The organism is Caulobacter rhizosphaerae, assembly GCF_010977555.1.
Classification (GTDB): Bacteria; Pseudomonadota; Alphaproteobacteria; order Caulobacterales; family Caulobacteraceae; genus Caulobacter; species Caulobacter rhizosphaerae.
Genome location: NZ_CP048815.1, coordinates 249,399 through 267,395 on the forward strand (window position 1 = coordinate 249,399; position 17,997 = coordinate 267,395).

The 17,997-nt window shown below is 65.8% G+C and carries 15 protein-coding genes; 9 read left to right on the forward strand and 6 right to left on the reverse strand.

Annotated features, from left to right (window positions below):
• The first annotated feature begins 1 nt into the window (after nt 1).
• The 3 genes from G3M57_RS01140 to G3M57_RS01150 all read left to right on the forward strand — a co-directional run bounded on the left by G3M57_RS01140 (nt 2) and on the right by G3M57_RS01150 (nt 5,376).
• Entirely contained in the window at nt 2-1,255 is a 1,254-nt protein-coding gene (locus G3M57_RS01140; protein ID WP_163228441.1) for a DUF2264 domain-containing protein, read from the forward strand.
• A gap of 107 nt (nt 1,256-1,362) precedes the next feature.
• The gene (locus tag G3M57_RS01145) at nt 1,363-2,154 is read left to right on the forward strand and encodes an IclR family transcriptional regulator (RefSeq protein WP_163228442.1); all 792 of its coding nucleotides are present in this window, start codon (nt 1,363-1,365) and stop codon (nt 2,152-2,154) included.
• Nucleotides 2,155-2,520: 366 nt separating this feature from the next.
• Nucleotides 2,521-5,376 carry a TonB-dependent receptor gene (locus G3M57_RS01150; protein WP_163228443.1) on the forward strand — a complete coding sequence of 952 codons (2,856 nt, stop codon included), beginning with the start codon at nt 2,521-2,523 and terminating at the stop codon, nt 5,374-5,376.
• Nucleotides 5,377-5,430: 54 nt separating this feature from the next.
• On the opposite strand, the gene G3M57_RS01155 is transcribed toward G3M57_RS01150, so the two are convergent.
• Entirely contained in the window at nt 5,431-5,739 is a 309-nt protein-coding gene (locus G3M57_RS01155; RefSeq protein ID WP_163228444.1) for a hypothetical protein, read from the reverse strand.
• Nucleotides 5,740-6,054: 315 nt separating this feature from the next.
• On the opposite strand from G3M57_RS01155, the gene G3M57_RS01160 reads away from it, so the two are divergent.
• The gene (locus G3M57_RS01160) at nt 6,055-6,528 is read left to right on the forward strand and encodes a MarR family winged helix-turn-helix transcriptional regulator (RefSeq protein ID WP_163228445.1); all 474 of its coding nucleotides are present in this window, start codon (nt 6,055-6,057) and stop codon (nt 6,526-6,528) included.
• Here G3M57_RS01160 and G3M57_RS01165 read toward each other — a convergent pair.
• A complete protein-coding gene (locus G3M57_RS01165) occupies nt 6,503-6,751 on the reverse strand; it encodes a DUF6894 family protein (RefSeq protein WP_163228446.1) in 249 nt (82 codons plus the stop codon). The genes G3M57_RS01160 and G3M57_RS01165 overlap by 26 nt on opposite strands.
• Before the next feature lie 128 nt (nt 6,752-6,879).
• Nucleotides 6,880-7,758, reverse strand: coding sequence for an isoaspartyl peptidase/L-asparaginase family protein (locus G3M57_RS01170; protein WP_163228447.1), 879 nt, complete (start codon nt 7,756-7,758; stop codon nt 6,880-6,882).
• Between the two features lie 71 nt (nt 7,759-7,829).
• Here G3M57_RS01170 and G3M57_RS01175 point away from each other — a divergent pair, with 71 nt between their 5' ends.
• The 4 genes from G3M57_RS01175 to G3M57_RS01190 all read left to right on the forward strand — a co-directional run bounded on the left by G3M57_RS01175 (nt 7,830) and on the right by G3M57_RS01190 (nt 11,148).
• Nucleotides 7,830-8,828, forward strand: coding sequence for an NADPH:quinone oxidoreductase family protein (locus G3M57_RS01175; RefSeq protein WP_163228448.1), 999 nt, complete (start codon nt 7,830-7,832; stop codon nt 8,826-8,828).
• Nucleotides 8,829-9,033: 205 nt separating this feature from the next.
• Nucleotides 9,034-9,951, forward strand: a complete 918-nt coding sequence (locus G3M57_RS01180; protein WP_056762198.1) for a WecB/TagA/CpsF family glycosyltransferase — start codon at nt 9,034-9,036, stop codon at nt 9,949-9,951.
• Nucleotides 9,948-10,145, forward strand: a complete 198-nt coding sequence (locus G3M57_RS01185; protein WP_163228449.1) for a hypothetical protein — start codon at nt 9,948-9,950, stop codon at nt 10,143-10,145. Before G3M57_RS01180 ends, G3M57_RS01185 begins: the two co-directional genes overlap by 4 nt.
• A 109-nt stretch (nt 10,146-10,254) precedes the next feature.
• Nucleotides 10,255-11,148 carry an SDR family NAD(P)-dependent oxidoreductase gene (locus G3M57_RS01190; RefSeq protein ID WP_163228450.1) on the forward strand — a complete coding sequence of 298 codons (894 nt, stop codon included), beginning with the start codon at nt 10,255-10,257 and terminating at the stop codon, nt 11,146-11,148.
• Nucleotides 11,149-11,249: 101 nt separating this feature from the next.
• Here G3M57_RS01190 and G3M57_RS01195 read toward each other — a convergent pair whose 3' ends face one another.
• The 3 genes from G3M57_RS01195 to G3M57_RS01205 form a co-directional block, all read right to left on the reverse strand.
• Complete coding sequence (locus G3M57_RS01195; RefSeq protein ID WP_056762202.1) at nt 11,250-12,173, reverse strand: transglutaminase-like cysteine peptidase; 924 nt, start codon at nt 12,171-12,173, stop codon at nt 11,250-11,252.
• Between the two features lie 223 nt (nt 12,174-12,396).
• Complete coding sequence (locus G3M57_RS01200; protein ID WP_056762204.1) at nt 12,397-12,864, reverse strand: VanZ family protein; 468 nt, start codon at nt 12,862-12,864, stop codon at nt 12,397-12,399.
• Between the two features lie 162 nt (nt 12,865-13,026).
• Entirely contained in the window at nt 13,027-15,237 is a 2,211-nt protein-coding gene (locus tag G3M57_RS01205; protein WP_056762205.1) for a GumC family protein, read from the reverse strand.
• Nucleotides 15,238-15,674: 437 nt separating this feature from the next.
• Between G3M57_RS01205 and G3M57_RS01210 the strand changes: the two genes are divergently transcribed.
• Nucleotides 15,675-17,990 carry a beta propeller repeat protein gene (locus G3M57_RS01210; protein ID WP_230983745.1) on the forward strand — a complete coding sequence of 772 codons (2,316 nt, stop codon included), beginning with the start codon at nt 15,675-15,677 and terminating at the stop codon, nt 17,988-17,990.
• Nucleotides 17,991-17,997: the final 7 nt, after the last annotated feature.

A 17,997-nucleotide genomic window follows, 5' to 3' on the forward strand; every position in this document is an offset into this window, starting at 1 on the left:
CATGCATAAGCGTGATTTCATGAAGGCGGCCCTCGTCGGCGCCGCGACCCTGGGGGGCGGCGCTGCCAGCGCGGCCAAGCCTGCCGCCGCACCGGTCGACGACCGCGCCTACATGGCCGGACTGCTGGAGAAGATCGCCAGCCCGGTGCTGTCGGCGATGTCGAAGGGCCAACTGAAGAAAGCCTTTCCGCTGGAGCTCAGCCCGACCTGGGACGGGCGCGAGTCCGGCGTGGCCTACCTGGAGTGCTTCGGCCGCATGATCTCGGGCCTGTCGCCCTGGCTGGCCCTGCCCGAGGACGCCACCGCCGAGGGCAAGGTCCGCAAGCGGCTGACGGAACAGGCCCTGCAGAGCTATGTCCACGCCGTGGACCCGGCCAGTCCGGACTACCTGCTGTGGCGCGGCCATGGTCAGGCCCTGGTGGATTCGGCCTATTTCACCCAGGCCCTCCTGCGCGCCCCCAAGGCCCTGTGGGAGCCGTTGGACGCGACGACCAAGAAGCGGGTCGTCGAGGAGATCAAGGGCCTGCGCCGGGTCAATCCGCCCTTCATCAACTGGCTGCTGTTCGCGGCGATGAACGAGGCGTTCCTGCTGCAGATCGGCGAGGAAGCCGATCCCATGCGGCTCAACACCGCCGTGCGCATGATCGACGAATGGTACATTGGCGACGGCTGGATCAAGGACGGGGCGACCTTCCACTTCGACTATTACGGCTCGTTCGTGATGCACCCGATGATGATCCAGGTGCTGGAGGTCATGGAGGCCCACAAGGCCCCGTTCTGGAAGGATGACCTGACCAAGTGGCGCGAGCTGGCCGTCAAGCGCGCCCAGCGCTACAGCGAGCACCTGGAGCGGTTCGTCTCGCCCGAGGGAACCTTCCCGCCGTTCGGCCGGTCGCTGACCTATCGCACGGCCGTGTTCCAGCCGCTGGCCATGCTGGCCTTGCGCAAGCAGTTGCCGGCCAAGCTGTCGGAAGGACAGGTGCGCTCGGCCCTGGTGGCCGCGCACAAGGCGGTGTTCAGCCAGCCCAGCAACTTCACCAAGGACAGTTTCCTGACCATCGGCTTCGCCGGGCACAACCCGGCGCTGGGCGACTGGTATTCAAACAACGGCAGCATGTACATCACCGCGGAGGGCTTCCTGGCCCTGGGACTTCCGGCGTCGGACAGCTTCTGGACGGCGCCGGCCCAGGCCTGGACCCAGCAGCTGGCCTTCTCGGGCCAGCCGTTCCAGAAAGACTATGCAGTCGACTATTGAATCGGGACGGCTGCGCTGGGACGGCCATTGCAATTTGGCGCCGGAGCCGTATCACTATCCGGTACGGCCCGCGGCGAAGTCGCTGCGGAGCCTGCGGGATGATTGAGATGGCCGACAGCCCTTCGGTGGATGTGGAGGAGGCGTCCTCGGCGCGCGCCAGCGCCGGCGCCCAGACCCTGTTCAAGGGGCTTGAGGTGCTCAGCCGGGTGGCCAAGGGCGACACGACCCTGGGCAAGATGGCCAAGTCCCTGGACCTGAACAAAACGACGGTCCATCGTCTGGCCTCGACCTTGGTCGAGGCGGGCTTCCTGTCCTTCTCGCCCCGCGAAGGTTATGCGCTGGGCACCAAGCTGCTGGAGCTGGGCTACGCAGCCTCCCAGCAGATCACCCTGACCCGGGTGAGCCACGACCATCTGCGCCAGCTGTCGCTGGACACCGGCGACACGGTCAATCTCGGTGTCCTGGACCGCGACCAGGTGCATTACATCGACAAGATTCCCGGCACCCGGCGCATCGAGGTGCGCTGCGTCATCGGGGAGCGCCAGCCGCTGCGCCACACGGGTTTGGGCAAGGCGCTGCTGATGGACGAGGGCGAGGACGTCCTGCGCGAGGTGTTCCTGCGCGAGGCCGCCGCCTTTCCCCGCTACCGTTACGACCTTCGCCAGTGGCTGGAGGTGATGGCCCGCTACCGCGCCCAGGGTTACGCCCTCGATCTGGACGAGAACGAGGATCATATCCGCTGCGTGGCCGCGCCGATCCGCGACATGGGCGGCAAGATCATCGCCGCCGTCTCCGTGTCCTCGATCGCCCAGTACATGGATGACGCCCGCATCGAGACGGTCGCGACCTACGTCAAGGAAACCACCCAGAAGATCAGCGGCGAATTCGGTTACCGCTGAGGCGGAGCCGATCCTTGTTGGCGACGACGTCTCGCGGTCCCGCGCTTCGACGCGCCTGGAACCTCGTTTCTGTTGCTGTCACGCAACAGCGGTCGCTGAAACGCGCTGCGACCTGAAAAATCATACAAATGGCGTTCCCATATATGTTGTCCTTATTCGCTATGTGTTACGCCTTGAGTCAGAAGCGAAAAGCTCGACCGTGAGGAAACATGCCAGGACAGATGATGCGGAACTCGACCGCCTAGGCGCCTGAACGGCGTCAGTTCTCGATTTTTGAAACGCACCGCCCGTGGGCGGGCAGCCCCCTCGACGCGTCGGGCGGGGATGGGATCTGCGCGGCCAGGAGCGCCGCGAGGGGAGGGAACCATGAAGAAGCAACTGCTGCTGACGACGATCCTGGCCGTGGGGATGGGCGCCGCCACGGCCGCCTGGGCCCAGGATGCGGCTACGGCGAACGATACGGCCACCAACAGCGATGCGGCGCGCGACACCGTCGATGAGGTGGTCGTCACCGGCTTCCGGTCTTCGCTGCAGAAGTCGCTGAACCTGAAGAAGGACGCGATCGTGGTCCGCGACTCGATCGTGGCCGAGGACATCGGCAAGTTCCCCGAGGCCAACGTCGCTGAAGCGCTGCAACGCATTCCGGGCGTCTATCTGAGCCGCGACGGCGCCTCCAACGAGGGCCAGCGGATCTCGATCCGCGGCCTGGGCTCGGACTACAACGTCACCACCATCAACGGCGCCCCGGTCCGCACCACCTCGTCCAGCAACGTCGGCGGTTCGTCGCGCGACTTCAACTACGACGTCTTCGCCTCGGAGCTGTTCGGTCGCGTGGACTTCTACAAGACCCCGCTGGCCGAGCTGGAAGAAGGCGGGATCGGCGGCGTGGTCGACCTGCAGACGCCGCGTCCGTTCGACCATCCGGGCCGGGCGATCCGCTACCAGGTGGTGGGGTCCTACAACGACAAGTCCAAGCACCTGGACCCGGCCGGCTTTGCGCTGTTCTCCAACACCTGGGGCAACTTCGGCGCGCTGCTCGCCGTGGCGCACTCCGAGAGCGTCAACAACCGTTCCGGCTTCGAGGCCACCGGCGGCTACAACAGCCATACCCTGGGCAGCCAGTCGCCCAACAAAGGCCCGTTCGCGGTCACGCTGGACTTCGCCGACCCCCGCTACAATCCCGGCAGCCTGACCCGCGCCCAGATCGAGAACGGCTATCTGCCGCGCTTCTACCGCTACTATGGCGGCGAAAACACGCGTAAGCGCGACGGCGCCGTCGCCTCGCTGCAGTACCAGAACGAAAAGCTGAACGTCAGTCTCGACGGGCTCTATTCGAAGCTGACGGACTCTCTGGACGAGTACACCTTCGGCCTGCCGATCCGGAACTCCAAGACCACCAACACCGCCGCCCAGCCCGGCGCGCCGGGCCATAACGGCCTGGTGCCGATCAATGTCACCCTGGATCCGGAATCGAACCTGCTGGAAGGCACGTTCGGGAACACGTCCTACCTCGGCGAGAGCTACTTCTATAACGCCGAGACCAAGTTCAAGATGGCCTCGTTCAACGCCAGCTACCAGTTCACCGACCGCTTGAAGGTGACGGCGCAGGGCAGCCTCAGCAAGAGCGACGCCTTCTTCACCGGCAACCGCCTGGTCTCCAACCTCTACGGCGTGACCTCGACGATCGACTATACGGACGACCACGTCTATCCGGCCCTGTCGGCGCCCGGCGTCGACTTCACCAATCCCAACAACTACCAGGACTTCGGCGTTGGCTTCGACTGGCGGCGCGAGATCGACAAGGAAAAGACGGCCAAGGTCTTCGCCGACTACGACTACGGCCTGTTCGGCGTCGAGGGGCACCTGAAGGGCGGCTTCTCCTACGTCTCGACCCAGAAGGACACCAGCAAGCGCAACGCCACGGCGGCCGGCACCGCCAAGGTCAACGCCATCGGCGCCGCCGGTCTGCGCTCGCAGATGCTGCACGAGGTGCCGCTCGACAACCTGGTGATCGGGTCGGGCTATCCCCAGGAATGGGCGACGTTCAGCCGCGACTACATGATGAACACCTTCGACCCGATCGGCACGGCCAGGGCCACGCCGATCGACTTCAACGCCAGCTTCGGGGCCGAGGAAGAGGTCAAGACCGCCTTCCTGCAGACGGACCTGAAGGGCGAGGTCTTCGATCGCGAACTGCGCGTCAACGCCGGCGTGCGCTATTCCGAGACCAGCACCCACATCGACAACTATCTGCGCCAGACGAACGGGGCAGTGACGACCTATGTGCCCAACAAGGCCGATGGCTCGTACGACAACACCCTGCCGTCAGCCAGCTTCGCCTACGACCTGACCGACAAGCTGATCTGGCGGGGGTCATGGGGCAAGACGATCACCCGGGCGTCGCTGTCGATCATCGCCGCCAACACGGTCATCCCGAACATCTACGACACCCGCGCGACCTCGGGGAATCCGGACCTGCTGCCGCAGACCTCGACCAACTACGACACCGGCCTGGAATGGTACTTCGGGCGCGGCGGGATCCTGAGCGCCGGGTTCTTCTGGAAGGAGCTCAAGGACACCACGGTCTCGACCACGACCACCGTGCCGTTCTCGTCGCTGGGCCTGCCCGACACCGCCCTGGCGCCGATCTTCCAGGACCCGGCGACCGGCAAGGTCGACCCGAACCTGCCGATCACCCTGGCCACCTACTACAACCAGGGTTCGATCAAGCTTGACGGCTACGAACTGGCCTACCAGCAGTCGTTCGATTTCCTGCCGGGCTTCTGGAGCGGCCTGGGCGCCCTGGCCAGCTTCACTCACGTCAACACCAGCGGCTACAACTATGCGACCACGGCCGGCAAGATCCTCAACGTCAACACCGTGCCCAAGTACTCGTATAGCCTGACGGGCTATTACGAGAAGGGCCCGTTTGGTGTTCGCCTGTCCTACAACTACAAGGCCAAGAACATCATCGAGACCACCAACAACGGTTCGGACTTGCAGCGCTGGCACGCCGGGTCGGGCTTCCTCGACGGCAATATCAGCTACAAGATCAACGACAGCATCGAGGTCCGCCTGGACGCGCTGAACCTCACCAACGCCCTGACCTACGACTATTTCGATGACGTCAGCGGCCGCTACGGCGATGGCCGCAAGACGCGGATGGACTACGCCAAGTTCAACGGCCGGACGATCAAGTTCGGCGTCCGCGGCAAGTTCTAGTTCGAACCCGGCGGGAGGGCCCTGGCCTTCCCGCCGCCCGCTTTCCGCGCGACTTCAGTCAGCGATCGCGGCCGGCGTGTCCAGCCGGGCGCTCAGGCATCGGGTCACCTCGGTCAGGGCCTGCACCCTGGTGGGGCCTTGGTTCTCGATCGCTCGACGGGGCAGGTCGCCAGGCATTCCGGACCAGGCCAGCGCATCGGACATGCCTTTCGAATGCGACAGAACCCGCAACGAGCGCAGGAGAAATTCGGGATCGTTGGTCTTAACGGCAAGCTTGAAAATCGCGGCCGCCGCTTCCGGCGTGTTTATCAAACTGGCCGCGCCAAGTAATCGGCCGCTAAGCGCGTGCACGAGGGTCTCCATCGACGAGCTATATACTGCGTAGAGCGATAGTCTTATGCATGCACAACAATAACGATTGTGACCATAGTTAACGGAGTAATTTCTGCGACTTATCGCCCTGGATCACAATTATTTACAATTGGGGCGCCGAGAGGGTTCGAGCGCCGTCGGTCAGCGCCGGCGCAAGCTGCAGCGTGCAATGACGGGACGGCAAGGCTCCATCGTCCAGACTTGAGACGCTGAAGCTACGGGTTCGCAGTGGGAACGAATGGCGCGAGTCCGAGGTTTGCGCCCCAATGTCGCCCATTCCCGGTGGCCTTCTAAAGACCCACGGAGATGATCGCGACCGTGACCACCGCCGCCGTTCTGACCGACCTGCTCTATCGCGTCGAGCAACACCGAAGGGCGCTGGTGAGCGAAGTCCTCGCGCGCCACCAGCTCAACCTGACCCAGTGGATGGCGCTAGGCGTGCTGCGAAAGCGCGGGGTGTGCAGCATGACCGAGCTGGCCCAGGCCAGCGCCATCGATCGTACGTCCCTGACCCGCACCGTCGATGGCCTGATCGCCAGGGGCTGCGTCGTCCGCTCCGCCCTGCCGGGCGACCGCCGAGCGGTGATCGTGCAGATTTCCCCTGGCGGCGAAGCCTTGGCCAGCCAGGTGAGCGCCGACGTCGAAGCTGTGGAGCGCCGGCTGCTTTCGGTCCTGGACGAGGATCGCCAGGCCGGCCTGGCGCAGGATCTGGCCAAACTGTTGTCGCCGCCGACCCATCAGACCGGCGACGTGGTTAGTCGTCGTTCGCGTTCGGCTTGAGGTCCAAGGCGTCGAACGGCTGGGCTTCCAGCGTATTGCCGTCGTCGTCGAGGATGCACATGCGCCAGCTTCTGGGCTCGGCGAACACCTCCGGATAGTCGCGCACCAAGGCCGCCGCCAGGCGCGCGGCTTCCCGGCGTGCTGCGGTCAGGTTGCTCAGCTCCACGCCCTCGGGATCGGGGAACCGCTCCGAACCTTGGGCTTCGAAATGAAAGCGAGGCATTGATCACGCCCTTTCTCGCGCTGCACTGAGGCGGCTCGACGCAAGGGCGGCGCCAAAATGGGCCAAGCTTCGCTCGGGAGGCGAATTTCCGAAGCGGCGTTCAACGGAGGGCGGGCGCCCGCCGCGACCTAAAACGCCTCGGCGACGATCGTCCCGTCCGGCAGCAGGGCCGCGCGCTTGAGGCCGCTGGAGGCGAAGGGCATGGCGACATTGCCGTCGCGGTCCACGGCGATCAGGCCGCCGTGGCCGCCGAGATCCGCCACGCCCTGGATGGCGGCCTGGGCGGCGTCCTCCAGGCGCTCGCCCCCAAACCGCACCCGATGGGCGATCTGGGCGGCCACCGCGGTGCGGATGAAAAATTCGCCTTGGCCGGTGCAGGAAACCGCCGCATGGCCGTCCGCCCAGGCGCCCGCGCCGATGATCGGCGAATCCCCGACCCGGCCGGGCAGCTTGCCGAACACCCCGGCCGTGGAGGTCGCCGCCGCCAGCCGGCCCTCGGCGTCGCGGACGACGCAGCCCACGGTGCCGGTCGGCAGGACGCCGGGCGCATGGTTGGCCTCGAACGCCCCGGCCTGGGTGAACCAGGCCGCGGGATCGGTGATCGGCTTCAGACCCTGTTCGCGGGCGAAGGCCATGGCGCCTTCGCCAGCCAGCATCACGTGCGGCGTGCGCTCCATCACCGCCCGGGCGGCCAGGATCGGACTCTGAAAGCCCTGCAGGGCCGCGACCGACCCGGCGCGCAGCGTCGCGCCGTCCATCAGGCTGGCGTCCAGCTCATATTCGCCGTCGGCGTTGGGCGAGGCGCCCTTGCCGGCGATGTAGAGGCCGGACGCCTCCAGGGCCGCCACGGTCTCGACGGCCACGTCCAGGGCGCTGGCTCCCGCCACCAGCCGCTCGCGCGCCGCCTCAACCAAGCTGCGCATATGGGCGATCTCGATGTCGTAGTCGTGGCCGCGCTTGGCCCCGGCGCCGCCGTGCAGGGCGAGGGTAAAACGTTTGTTTGACATTCTGCTTCCTTGGCCGTCCGGCGTGCGCTAGCGTCCGGCCGCTCATAAAGACAAACGCAGGGAGAGGCGAGATGAAGGCGGTGCTCAGCAAGGCGGTCGGCGGACCCGAGACCTTGGTGCTGGAAGACCTGCCCGACCCTCATCCTGGCCCGGGGCAGGTGGTGCTCGAGGTCAAGGCCTGCGGCGTCAACTATCCCGACGTGCTGATCATCGAGGACAAGTATCAGTTCAGGCCCGAGCGGCCGTTCGCGCCCGGCGGCGAGGTGTCTGGCGTCGTCGCCGCGGTGGGCGAGGGCGTCACGACGCTGGAAGTCGGCCAGCGGGTGCTGGCCTCGACGGGTTGGGGCGGCATGGCCGAGCGGGTCGCTCTGGACGCGGCGCGCTGCACGCCGATTCCCGACACCATGCCGTTCGACGAGGCCGCCGCCTTCATCCTGACCTACGGCACCTCCTACTACGCCCTGAAGGACCGTGGCCGGCTGAAAGCCGGCGAGACCCTGCTGGTGCTGGGGGCGGCGGGCGGCGTGGGCTTGGCGGCGGTCGAGCTGGGCAAGGCGGCCGGCGCCCGGGTGATCGCCGCCTGTTCCAGCCAGGAAAAGGTCGATCTGGCCCTCAGCCGCGGCGCCGCCGCCGGCGTGGTCTATCCGCGCGGCCCGTTCGACAAGGACGGCCAGAAGGCCCTGGCGACGCAGATCAAGGACGCCTGCGGCCCCGGCGGCTGGGACGTGGCCTATGATGCGGTCGGCGGCGACTATTCGGAGGCCACGATCCGCGCGGCGGGCTGGAACGGCCGCTTCCTGGTGATCGGCTTCCCGTCCGGTATCCCGAAGATCCCGTTGAACCTGACCCTGCTGAAGTCGTGCGACATCGTCGGGGTGTTCTGGGGGGCGGCGGTGGCCCGCGATCCCGAAGGGCACGCTCAGAACGTCCGGGAACTGATGGAGCTCTATGCCGCGGGCAAGATCCGGCCCTATGTCTCCGAGCGATTCCCCTTGGCCAAGGCCGGCGACGCGATCGCGCACCTGGCCAGCCGGAAAGCCATGGGCAAGGTCGTGGTCGTCAACGAATAATCCGCGACATCCCGACACAGGCGGACCGGCGTTCTACGAAATCGAAGTCCTTGAGCGTTCGGTCCACCTGTGTCGTCAGTTGTTTAAATGGTGAATCGCTCCTGAATAGAGGTTTTCAAGGTTAAGTTTCGCTAATCATTCTTCTTGGGAAAAGGCTAAGCCTATTCCTATAGACCTGTGCTCCAAGTCGTCGGAGTCGGGTAAGATGTTCCTTCCAGCGAGAGACGCCTCCTCTCCAGAGGTGCGTCAAAACTTTCGTATGAGCCGCCGTCCCGAGGAGCGCGTGCAGGTGCTCGGCGGGTCGATGGACCTGGTCCGTCCAGAGGAAGTTTTCCATTTCGTGGCTGGCAAGATCGCCGCACGCGAAAGCGCCGTGGTCGCCAATCACAATCTCCACAGCCTGTATCTGATCCGCAAGGACCAGAAGATCGCCGAGTTCTTCGCCACATCCGACCTGATCGAGGTCGATTCCGTGCCGCTGATCTTCTGGGCGCGCATCGTCGGCCGGGCCAGCCGCCGGTTTCACCGCTGCACCTATCTGGACTGGCGTGACGCCTTCTGGGAGCGCGCCATCCGGGAAGACTGGAAGGTGTTCTTCGTCGGCGGCGCTCCGGGCGTCGGCGAGAAGGCGACCGCCAGGATCCAGGCTGATTGGCCAGCCGCGCGGATCCGTACGCACCATGGCTATTTCGATGTCGCGCCCGGTTCGGCCGAAAACCAGGCCGTGGTTGACGCGATCAACGACTATCGGCCCGACATCGTGCTGGTCGGCATGGGCATGCCGCGCCAGGAGGTCTGGGTTCTGGAGAACCAGGCCAAGCTGGGCCCCTGCGTGACCTTCACGGTCGGCGGCGCTTTCGACTACGAGGCCGGCGTCCAGCGCCCCTCGCCCCGCTGGATGGGGCAGGTGGGCATGGAGTGGTTGTTCCGGCTGGTGGTCGACCCGCGGCGCCTGTTCACGCGCTACTGCGTAGAACCATGGCATCTGATGGGGCCTGCCCTGCGTGACGTGCGTCGCGCCTTGGCGCGGCAGGTCTCTTCCCGTAAAGCTTTGGACGCCGCCCGCGCTGAATATGTCCGGGCGTCCGATCTGGCCCGCTCTGACAGTCTGGGGGGACGATGAGCCTGAAGATCCACGTGTCGCCCTCCGGCCGAAAGGCCGAGCGGCCCAATATCGCGCAACGTGTCGGGGCGGTCTTCGGTCTGGCCGGCCTGGTGCTGGCATGGGCCGTGGTCCTGCTGCCCTGCGCCGTCTGGCTGCTGTTCAACCTGGTGTTCAACCGGTCGCAAGAGACGCCCGTTCGCCAGCAAGCCTGAACGCTGTTCACTTAGTCCTGGCCAGGCGCGTTCCGCCGGGCCAGGATAGCCGCGCCTCACGCAGCGGCCCACCCTTCCAGAGGCCGCGCGCGGCCAAAGGGAGCGGCGCATGACGGGACGTCTTGACGGCAAGGTTGCGGTGATCACCGGCGGATGCTCGGGCATTGGGCTCGGAACGGTGGAGCTGTTCGCGGCCCAGGGCGCCAAGGTCGTCGCCGCCGATCTGCAGGTCGACAAGGGCGAGATGCTCGAAAAGCGTTTCCCCGGCCAGGTACGTTTCGCCCCCTGCGACGTCACCCACGAAAGCCAGGTCGCCGCCGCTGTTGCCTTGGCCCAGGACGCGTTCGGTGGGCTCGACATCCTGTTCAACAACGCCGGCCATGGCGGCGCGCCGAACGGCGTGGCCGATATGACCGCCGAGGGCTGGGACGCCACGTTCGCCCTGCTGTTGCGCGGGCCGGTTCTGGGCATGAAGCACGCCCTGCCCCTGATGCTGCAGCGCGGTGGCGGCAGCATCATCAACACCGCCTCGATCGCCGGCCTTCAGGCGGGTTTTGGGCCCCTGGCCTACTCGACGGCCAAGGCCGCGGTGATCCACATGAGCAAGTGCGCGGCCGCCGAGCTGTCACCGTTGAAGGTGCGGGTCAACGCCATCTGCCCCGGCCTGATCGCCACTTCGATCTTCGGGGCGTCGATGGGCCTGCCGCGGGAGGTGGCCGACCAGATGGCCGCCCGGGTGGCCGAGGTCGGGCCGAAGATCCAGCCGATCCCCAAGGCCGGCTTGCCGGAAGACATCGCTCGGGCGGCGCTCTATCTGGCCAGCGACGATTCCGAATTCGTGACCGGAACCCATATCGTGGTCGACGGTGGCGTCACGATCGGCGGCCGTCACGCCTGGGATCACGCCGCGCCTTCCCCGCTGTTGTCAGCCATGGGGATCACTCCGGAACAGGCCGAACAGATGCGGGCAGCGCTGATCGCGGCGCAAGCTCAAGGCGCGTGACCGCGAGAGCCGAATGTTCGGCTCCCAGGATCCCTGACCGCTGGACCGTCGACTGATGCGTTTTAGGCGCCTCACATCAATCCATGTGAGGCTAAAGGGCTCTAGGAGCGCGTGCTCACCCCGACGTGGACCCACTTGGTGGGGGCGCCTGGCGCCTGGCGGTCCAGCCACTGATAGGGCGCTTCGTTCCAGGGCAGGATCCAGGGCGACAGGTTGTCGAGCACGACTTCGCCCTCGTTGGTGGCCACCAGCAGCACGGCGTGCATTTCGCCGTGGAACGTACGGACGATGGCGATCGATAGGGCCTCGCCCGGGGCGCCCGCCTCGATCAGCGCGCGCCGCTTGGCCAGGGCGTAGTCTTCGCAGTCCCCCCGTTTGACGTGGTCGACGCCGGCGGCCCAGTAGTCGGCCCTTCCATAGGCGGCATAGTCGTCCGAGCGACGGATCGAGCGGTTGACCTGGGTGTTGATCCGCTGCAGCTCGCGATCGCTCAGTTGGCTGACCATCGGCGGTGCGGGCGCGTCGTTGATCGCCCCATTTTCAGCCCGGGCGCTCTCGACCGGCGCGTCCTCGACCATCACACCCTCGACGGCCGGCACGGCGGTCGTGGCGGTGACGGGATCGGCGTCTTCGGTCTCTGGCTCCTCCGCGATGACGGGGGCGACCGGTTCGAACAGGTTCGCGACGGGACGCGGCGCCAGCGGACGGTTGATATAGCCTGGGTAAGCCGAGGCGGGCGCCTCGGCCAATTCGGCGGTCGTACGCCCGAACAGGGCCGCCCAGCGGGCCTGCCCGGCCCACTGCCGGACTTCGGCCAGCTTGGCCGCCTGACTGGCGTCGATATCGTCGCCGCGGACGCCGTCCACGCACTCGATGGGCTGGCGCTGACAGAGGTCGGCGAAGCCGACCGGCGCGGCGGTGGGCGCGCCCAGCGGCATGGGCGGCGCGACCTTCATCGGCGCGGCCACGGCGAGAGCGGGCGCGAACATCAGAGCCAGAAGGCTAAGAGCGGACCGGTTGCGCATGGATACTCATCCCCTGTTCGGGACCGAATATCGCAATTAAAATCTAATAACCGGCGTAGATAAATGGGTAAACATAAGTATACGTATAGAGTTAATCCCCCTTAACTAAATAAGGGATTCTACCTAGTTGGGGTAAACTGCGACGGAAGCTTCACCTGGACTGCACAATAGAAAAGCCGGCGGCGTTGGGACGCCGCCGGCCTGAGAAATGAGATGACGCCGATCAGACCGGGTTGGCCGAAGAGGCCGCGTCCTGGACCTTGGGAGCGGGACGACGGCGGCGCTTGCGCCTGTCCAGGGCCCGCAGTTGCCGGACGCTGAGGTCGGGATGGGTGCGAAGCTGATGGCGCAGGCGCTCGACCGCGCCCGGCAGGACCGCCGCGGTGATCCCGGCCGCGTCGGCCATGAAGTCCGCCAGCGACATGTCGCGGCCCGTCAGGCCCTGCAGGAGTTCGATGGCCAAGCCCAGCGCCGCGGCGACCATGGCCAAGTCGGTCCGTCGCCTGCGGGGGGCGATAATGAACAGGGCGTTGGCCACTGCGAAGAAGGCGGTGGCGTGCGCTTCCTTGTCGGTGAAGCCGAACCGCAGTTCGAGGTCCTGGAACGGGCCTAGCATCACGATCAGCAGGCTTGCGAACGCGATTGCAAAGAAGACCTTGAAGCATCGTTGCAGAGTGCGCGGCGTCAACATCGGGGAAGTGCTCCTTACCCGCGCACCTTCGATGATCGACTTCAATTCCTGGTAAACTGATATGATTAATGCCTGCTAATACTTAAGAAATGCCGCTGACGGGGTAAAGAAAAAGCCCGCCGCCAGATGGCGACGGGCTTGTCCGAAAGACCCGAGGGTCGTTTAGCTTGCGTAGTACTTCTTGTATTCGTCGTAGTAGTAGCCGGCGTCGCCGTAGCCGTGCTTGGACTGGGCGTTCATGTCGACCTGGGTCAGGGCCACGCCGGCGATCTGGGCGTTGGCCTGCTGAAGCAGGCGGACCGAGGCGCCGATGGCGCGGGCCGGGGTCTTGCGCCAGCGCGCCAGCAGTACGACGACGTCGGTCTTGCCGGCCAGGATCCGCGTGTCCGCCAGGGCGAGCACCGGGGCGGTGTCGAGGATGATCAGATCGAACGAGGCGCGAGCCCGAGCCAAGAGCTGGTCCATCGCCGGCAGGCCGAAGACGTCCTCGGTGGACGAAGCCGTGTGGGCCAGCGGCAGAACATAAGCGCCCGAGGCCTGGTCCAGAAGCACAGCGCTCTCCAGCGTCGCCGCGCCGTGCAGCACCTCGGCCAGACCGTTTTCCGGCGTCAGGCCCAGGGTGCGGGTGACCGCGCGGCGGCGCAGATCGCAGTCAAGCAGCAGCACCTTGCTGCCGGACTGGGCGGCGACGCGCGCGAGGCAGATCGAGGTGGTGGTCTTGCCTTCGCCCGGCAGGGCCGAGGTCAGGACCACGATCTTACCTTGCTGACCAGGTACGGCGTAGAGGATCGCGGTGCGCAGCGAGCGGAAGGCCTCCGCGAAACCGGAAAGCGGCTTGCGAAGGACATAGTCGATCGGCTGGATGCCGCGTTCGTTCGCCTCGGCGACCGACGACATCAGAGGGATCGAGGCGACGCTGGCCAGACCGATCTTGCGTTCGACGTCGTCCGAGGTCGCCAGGCCGGCGTCCATGATCTCGGCGATAATAACCGCGGCCAGACCTGCGCCGGCCCCAACGACTATGCTGAGCGCCAGGGCCAGCATCACGTTGGGCGAGCTCTGATGCGAAGGCGGCGTCGCGCGAGAAACGACGCGTGCGTCGGCCTGTTCAACGCCTTCCTGGGCGCCGGTTTGCTTATAGCGGTCCAGGAAGCTCTGATAGACGGTGCGGGCGGCTTCGGCGTTACCTTCGAGCTCCTTCAGATGCACCGAGGCCGCGCTGTTGGCGGCCAGGGTGCCGCGAGCGCCGCCGAGGCTGGCTTCCACGGAGGCGGTGCGCTGTTGTGAGACCCGGACGCGGGCTTCGAGGTTGGAGACGATGCGGCGAATTTCCGCCTGGATCTGCTGGTCGATATCCGCCAGCTCGCGCTGGGCCCGCACCATGTCCGGATGGCGATCACCGTAACGGCCTGACATCTCGGCCACGCGGCCACTGACGCCGGCGCGTTGCGCGCGCAGATTCTGCACGACCTGGGAGCTTAGAGCCTCGCCGACGTCGTCACCGTTTGAGCCGGCGGCCAGCTGAGCGCGGGCGGTGCGCAGACGCGCCTCGTCCTCGGCTTGCTGGGCGCGGGCCTGGGCCAGTTGCTGGTTGTAGGCGGAGATTTCCTGCTCGGTGAGCGTGGTGCCTTCCGAGCTGAGCAGATTGTTGGCGACACGATAGTTGGAGACGGCCGCGTCGGCTTCCTGCAACTGAGTGCGCAGAGTGTCGAGACGGCTATTCAGGAAGGTGTTGGCCTGGCGGGTGGCGTCGAACTTCGCGGTCAGCTGCGACCGCAGGTAGGCGTCGGCGAACGCGTTGGCGATCGTGGCGGCCTTCATCGGCGAGGTCGACTGGAAGCTGATCGTGATCGAATAGGTGAGGCCGACGCGACGAACCGTCAACTGCTTGCCGACCGCGGCGATCACGGCCTGCCGCTCGGCTTCGGCGGCGCCAGGCGCGGCGCGCTCGCTGGCGGCCTTCTTGCCCCCCAGGATGCTGCCGACAAGCCCCGGCGACTTGAGGGCGCCGTTGAACTCGGGGTCCTTGTCGAGCTTGAGGGCGTCGACGACGGCTTCGGCAAGTTGCGGCGACTTGAGAACCTCGACTTCCGTATCGACTGTGCTGGTGTCGGCCGTCAGACCGGAAAGGACCGCCTGCGAGTCGACGACCTTTTCGGTCCGCGTGTTGATCATGACGTTGGCGGTCGCCGTGTACATCGGCGTTTGCCGAAGCATCACGAACATCAGCAGGGCGGCGATCACGCCGGCCACGCCCAGGAACAGCCACAAGCGGCGCCGGAATGCGGCGATCAGGCGTTCAACATCGATGGTCTCGCCAGAAGACCCGCCGGCGCGGGTCGTCTGCGGCTGCGTATCAACACTGTTTTCCATTAATCTTCGCCAGATCCATTTCTAAAGGGCTGCGCATAGTCGATGTGAACAAATACGCAGTGAAGGCGTGAGCCGCTTCCTGATAGTGGATGCATAGTTCACAGCCCACCTTTCGAAAGCGTTTCTCTGTTTTTCGATCTCATCGCATGGCGAGCGCCAAACCGGGCTCCACTAGCACACCCGCCGAACCCAAGCGAAGGGGTAAAAATGAAGTCAACCAAGTTTGCACGACAAGCGCGTCAGGATTCTGACGCTCGGACCTTCGAAATGAAAAAGCGCCTACGCGCTGGGCGCCATATAGGGTCTGTAAAGGCGCAGCTTGTCCCGGGGCTGCCTTGACTGATGACTGCGAAAAGCCTGTAGACGCTGGGCTGATGTACAGCCCCGGCCAAGACCCGCCTGGTGGGCTGGGGGGAAGTGTGCTCAGGAGTTGCATAATGATTTCGGCGCTCGTCCTGGCTCTTCTGGCGCTGGTCGCGGACCGGTCGGCCGGTTCGGCGGACCTTTCGCCCAGGCTCGTCGCGCCGCCGGTGGCCGACGCGACGGCCCAAGCCTATTCATGGCGCCCCGTGGCGATCGGAGGCGGAGGCTTCATTACGGGATACAGCACCGACGCAAGGGGCGTGACGCGGATCGTTAGAACTGACGTCTACGGCGCTTATCTTTGGCGGCCCGAGGCGAACCGCTGGCTTCAACTGGTCACGACCGCGAGCATGCCGCCGGAAGATCGCGGGCCGATGACGCTGAACGAAGGCGTTTACGAAGTCGCGGTCGCGCCATCCGATCCCGATCGGATCTACATGGCGATCCACGGAAGGGTCTATCGGTCGAACGATCGCGGACGCAGCTTTGTTCGCACCAGCCTTCCGACAGTGACGTTCGACGCCAACAGCCCGTTTCGACACTATGGCCCGTTCATGAGCGTTTCGCCGCAGAATCCGGACCTCGTGCTCCTGGGCACGCCGAACGATGGGTTGTGGCGGTCGGAAAACGGCGGGCGCGACTGGATCAGGATCGCGACGGCGCCGGGCGGGCTTGGTCCGGCGCGGGCCCCGCCAGGATCCCGGCCGGGGCTGGTCGTGTGGTTTTCGCCCGACGGGACACAGATTTGGACCATGTCGGCGGGTGACGGGGTGTCGCGTTCTCTCGACGGCGGCCGAAGCTTCAAACCGCTGGTCTCGTCAGGAGATCCTCAGCCGACCAGCCTTCGCCAGGGCGCGTTCGGCCTCGACGGCGCGTTCTATGGGGTCGATCAAGATCACAAGAAGATCTGGAAGTTCTCGGGAGCGCGTTGGGAGGATCTCACGCAGACGGCCGGTGTGAACCCGGCGCCGTTCGGCAGCGTGGCTGTCGATCCGGGCAGTGGATCCATCTATGTCTTCGACGAAGGCGGTCACGCGATCCGCAGCGACAACGGCGGCTTACGGTGGTCTCGCGTCCTAACCAGCGCCCGGGCCGGAAAGGATGATCCGCCGTGGCTGCGCGTGGCCGATCAGAGCTATTTCGCCACCGGTCAGGTGGTGTTCGACCCCGTGGTCCGTGGCCGGCTCTGGAACGCCGCCGGCACCGGCGTCTATTTCGGCGACATCGCCAAGCCGCTCGGAAACATCACCTGGGAAAGCCAGGCCCGGGGCATCGAAGAACTGGTGGCCAACGACGTCAGCGCCGCGCCGGGCCAGCTGCCGCTTTTCGCAGCCTGGGATTTCGGCATCCACCGACGCGATGATCTTGAGCGGTTTTCGACCGGCTACGGGCCCAAGGAGCGGGTGTTGATCGCCGCCCAACAGTTGGACTGGACGCCGGCCCAGCCCGGTTTCTTCGTCACCAACGCGTCGGACACCCGGACCGATTGTTGCTCGGAGGATGGCGACGCGGTGCTCGCCGGCTACACCGAGGACGGCGGCGAGACCTGGACGAAATTCGCCACGCTGCCGCAGCCACCCGGAACGGCGCCGTCCGATCCCTGGCGCATGGCGTTCGGCACGATCGCGGTCGCGGCCGACGATCCGCGCAACATCGTCTGGGCGCCTACGCATAACCGGTCGCCCTTCTACACGACCGACTTGGGTCGGAGCTGGCGGCGGGTAGTCTTGCCCGGCGAGCGGCTGCCCAACACCGGCTCGCACGCGAACTATAATTTTCATCGCAAGACCCTGGCCGCCGACAAGGTGCTGGCCAAGACCTTCTATCTGGTCCACAGCGGCGACGGCCTCAATCCGGGACTGGCGGGGCTGTGGGTCACCCGTGACGGCGGCGCCGACTGGTCGAGGGTCTACAAGGGCGAGATCGCGCCCGCCAGCCGCTACAGCGCCAAGCTTAGGGTGGTCCCCGGCCATGCGGGTCATCTGTTCTTCACGTCAGGCGTATCGGATCCGGGTGATACGGCGCTTCGGCGCTCCGTCGATGGCGGCCGGACCTGGACGGTATTGCGTCGGGTGCAGGCGGCGCATGACATCGCCTTTGGCAAGGCCGCGCCCGGACATGACTATCCGGCTGTTTATGTTACAGGGCGGATTGACGGTCGCTACGGTGTATGGCGATCGATAGACAATGCCGTGAACTGGGTGCGGATCGGCGAGTTTCCTGTCGGCGCTCTTGATGAAGTCGTCGTCATGGACGCAGACAAGGACGTGTTCGGGCGTGTCTATCTCGGCTTCAAGGGGTCTGGATGGCGGTTTGGGCAGCCCTCCGCGTGTAAACCGGGGCCGTACACGTTTGGGGAAGCTGAAGAGTGCTATTTTTTGGGGCCGTAAAGCGTGC

Coding starts and splice junctions, on each gene's coding strand:
- G3M57_RS01170 (WP_163228447.1), bottom strand. CDS start 7,758: ATGTCAAACAAACGTTTTACCCTCGCCCTGCACGGCGGCGCCGGGGCC.
- G3M57_RS01145 (WP_163228442.1), top strand. CDS start 1,363: ATGGCCGACAGCCCTTCGGTGGATGTGGAGGAGGCGTCCTCGGCGCGC.
- G3M57_RS01155 (WP_163228444.1), bottom strand. CDS start 5,739: ATGGAGACCCTCGTGCACGCGCTTAGCGGCCGATTACTTGGCGCGGCC.
- G3M57_RS01190 (WP_163228450.1), top strand. CDS start 10,255: ATGACGGGACGTCTTGACGGCAAGGTTGCGGTGATCACCGGCGGATGC.
- G3M57_RS01140 (WP_163228441.1), top strand. CDS start 2: ATGCATAAGCGTGATTTCATGAAGGCGGCCCTCGTCGGCGCCGCGACC.
- G3M57_RS01175 (WP_163228448.1), top strand. CDS start 7,830: ATGAAGGCGGTGCTCAGCAAGGCGGTCGGCGGACCCGAGACCTTGGTG.
- G3M57_RS01165 (WP_163228446.1), bottom strand. CDS start 6,751: ATGCCTCGCTTTCATTTCGAAGCCCAAGGTTCGGAGCGGTTCCCCGAT.
- G3M57_RS01160 (WP_163228445.1), top strand. CDS start 6,055: ATGATCGCGACCGTGACCACCGCCGCCGTTCTGACCGACCTGCTCTAT.
- G3M57_RS01180 (WP_056762198.1), top strand. CDS start 9,034: ATGTTCCTTCCAGCGAGAGACGCCTCCTCTCCAGAGGTGCGTCAAAAC.
- G3M57_RS01150 (WP_163228443.1), top strand. CDS start 2,521: ATGAAGAAGCAACTGCTGCTGACGACGATCCTGGCCGTGGGGATGGGC.
- G3M57_RS01195 (WP_056762202.1), bottom strand. CDS start 12,173: ATGCGCAACCGGTCCGCTCTTAGCCTTCTGGCTCTGATGTTCGCGCCC.
- G3M57_RS01185 (WP_163228449.1), top strand. CDS start 9,948: ATGAGCCTGAAGATCCACGTGTCGCCCTCCGGCCGAAAGGCCGAGCGG.
- G3M57_RS01205 (WP_056762205.1), bottom strand. CDS start 15,237: ATGGAAAACAGTGTTGATACGCAGCCGCAGACGACCCGCGCCGGCGGG.
- G3M57_RS01210 (WP_230983745.1), top strand. CDS start 15,675: ATGATTTCGGCGCTCGTCCTGGCTCTTCTGGCGCTGGTCGCGGACCGG.
- G3M57_RS01200 (WP_056762204.1), bottom strand. CDS start 12,864: ATGTTGACGCCGCGCACTCTGCAACGATGCTTCAAGGTCTTCTTTGCA.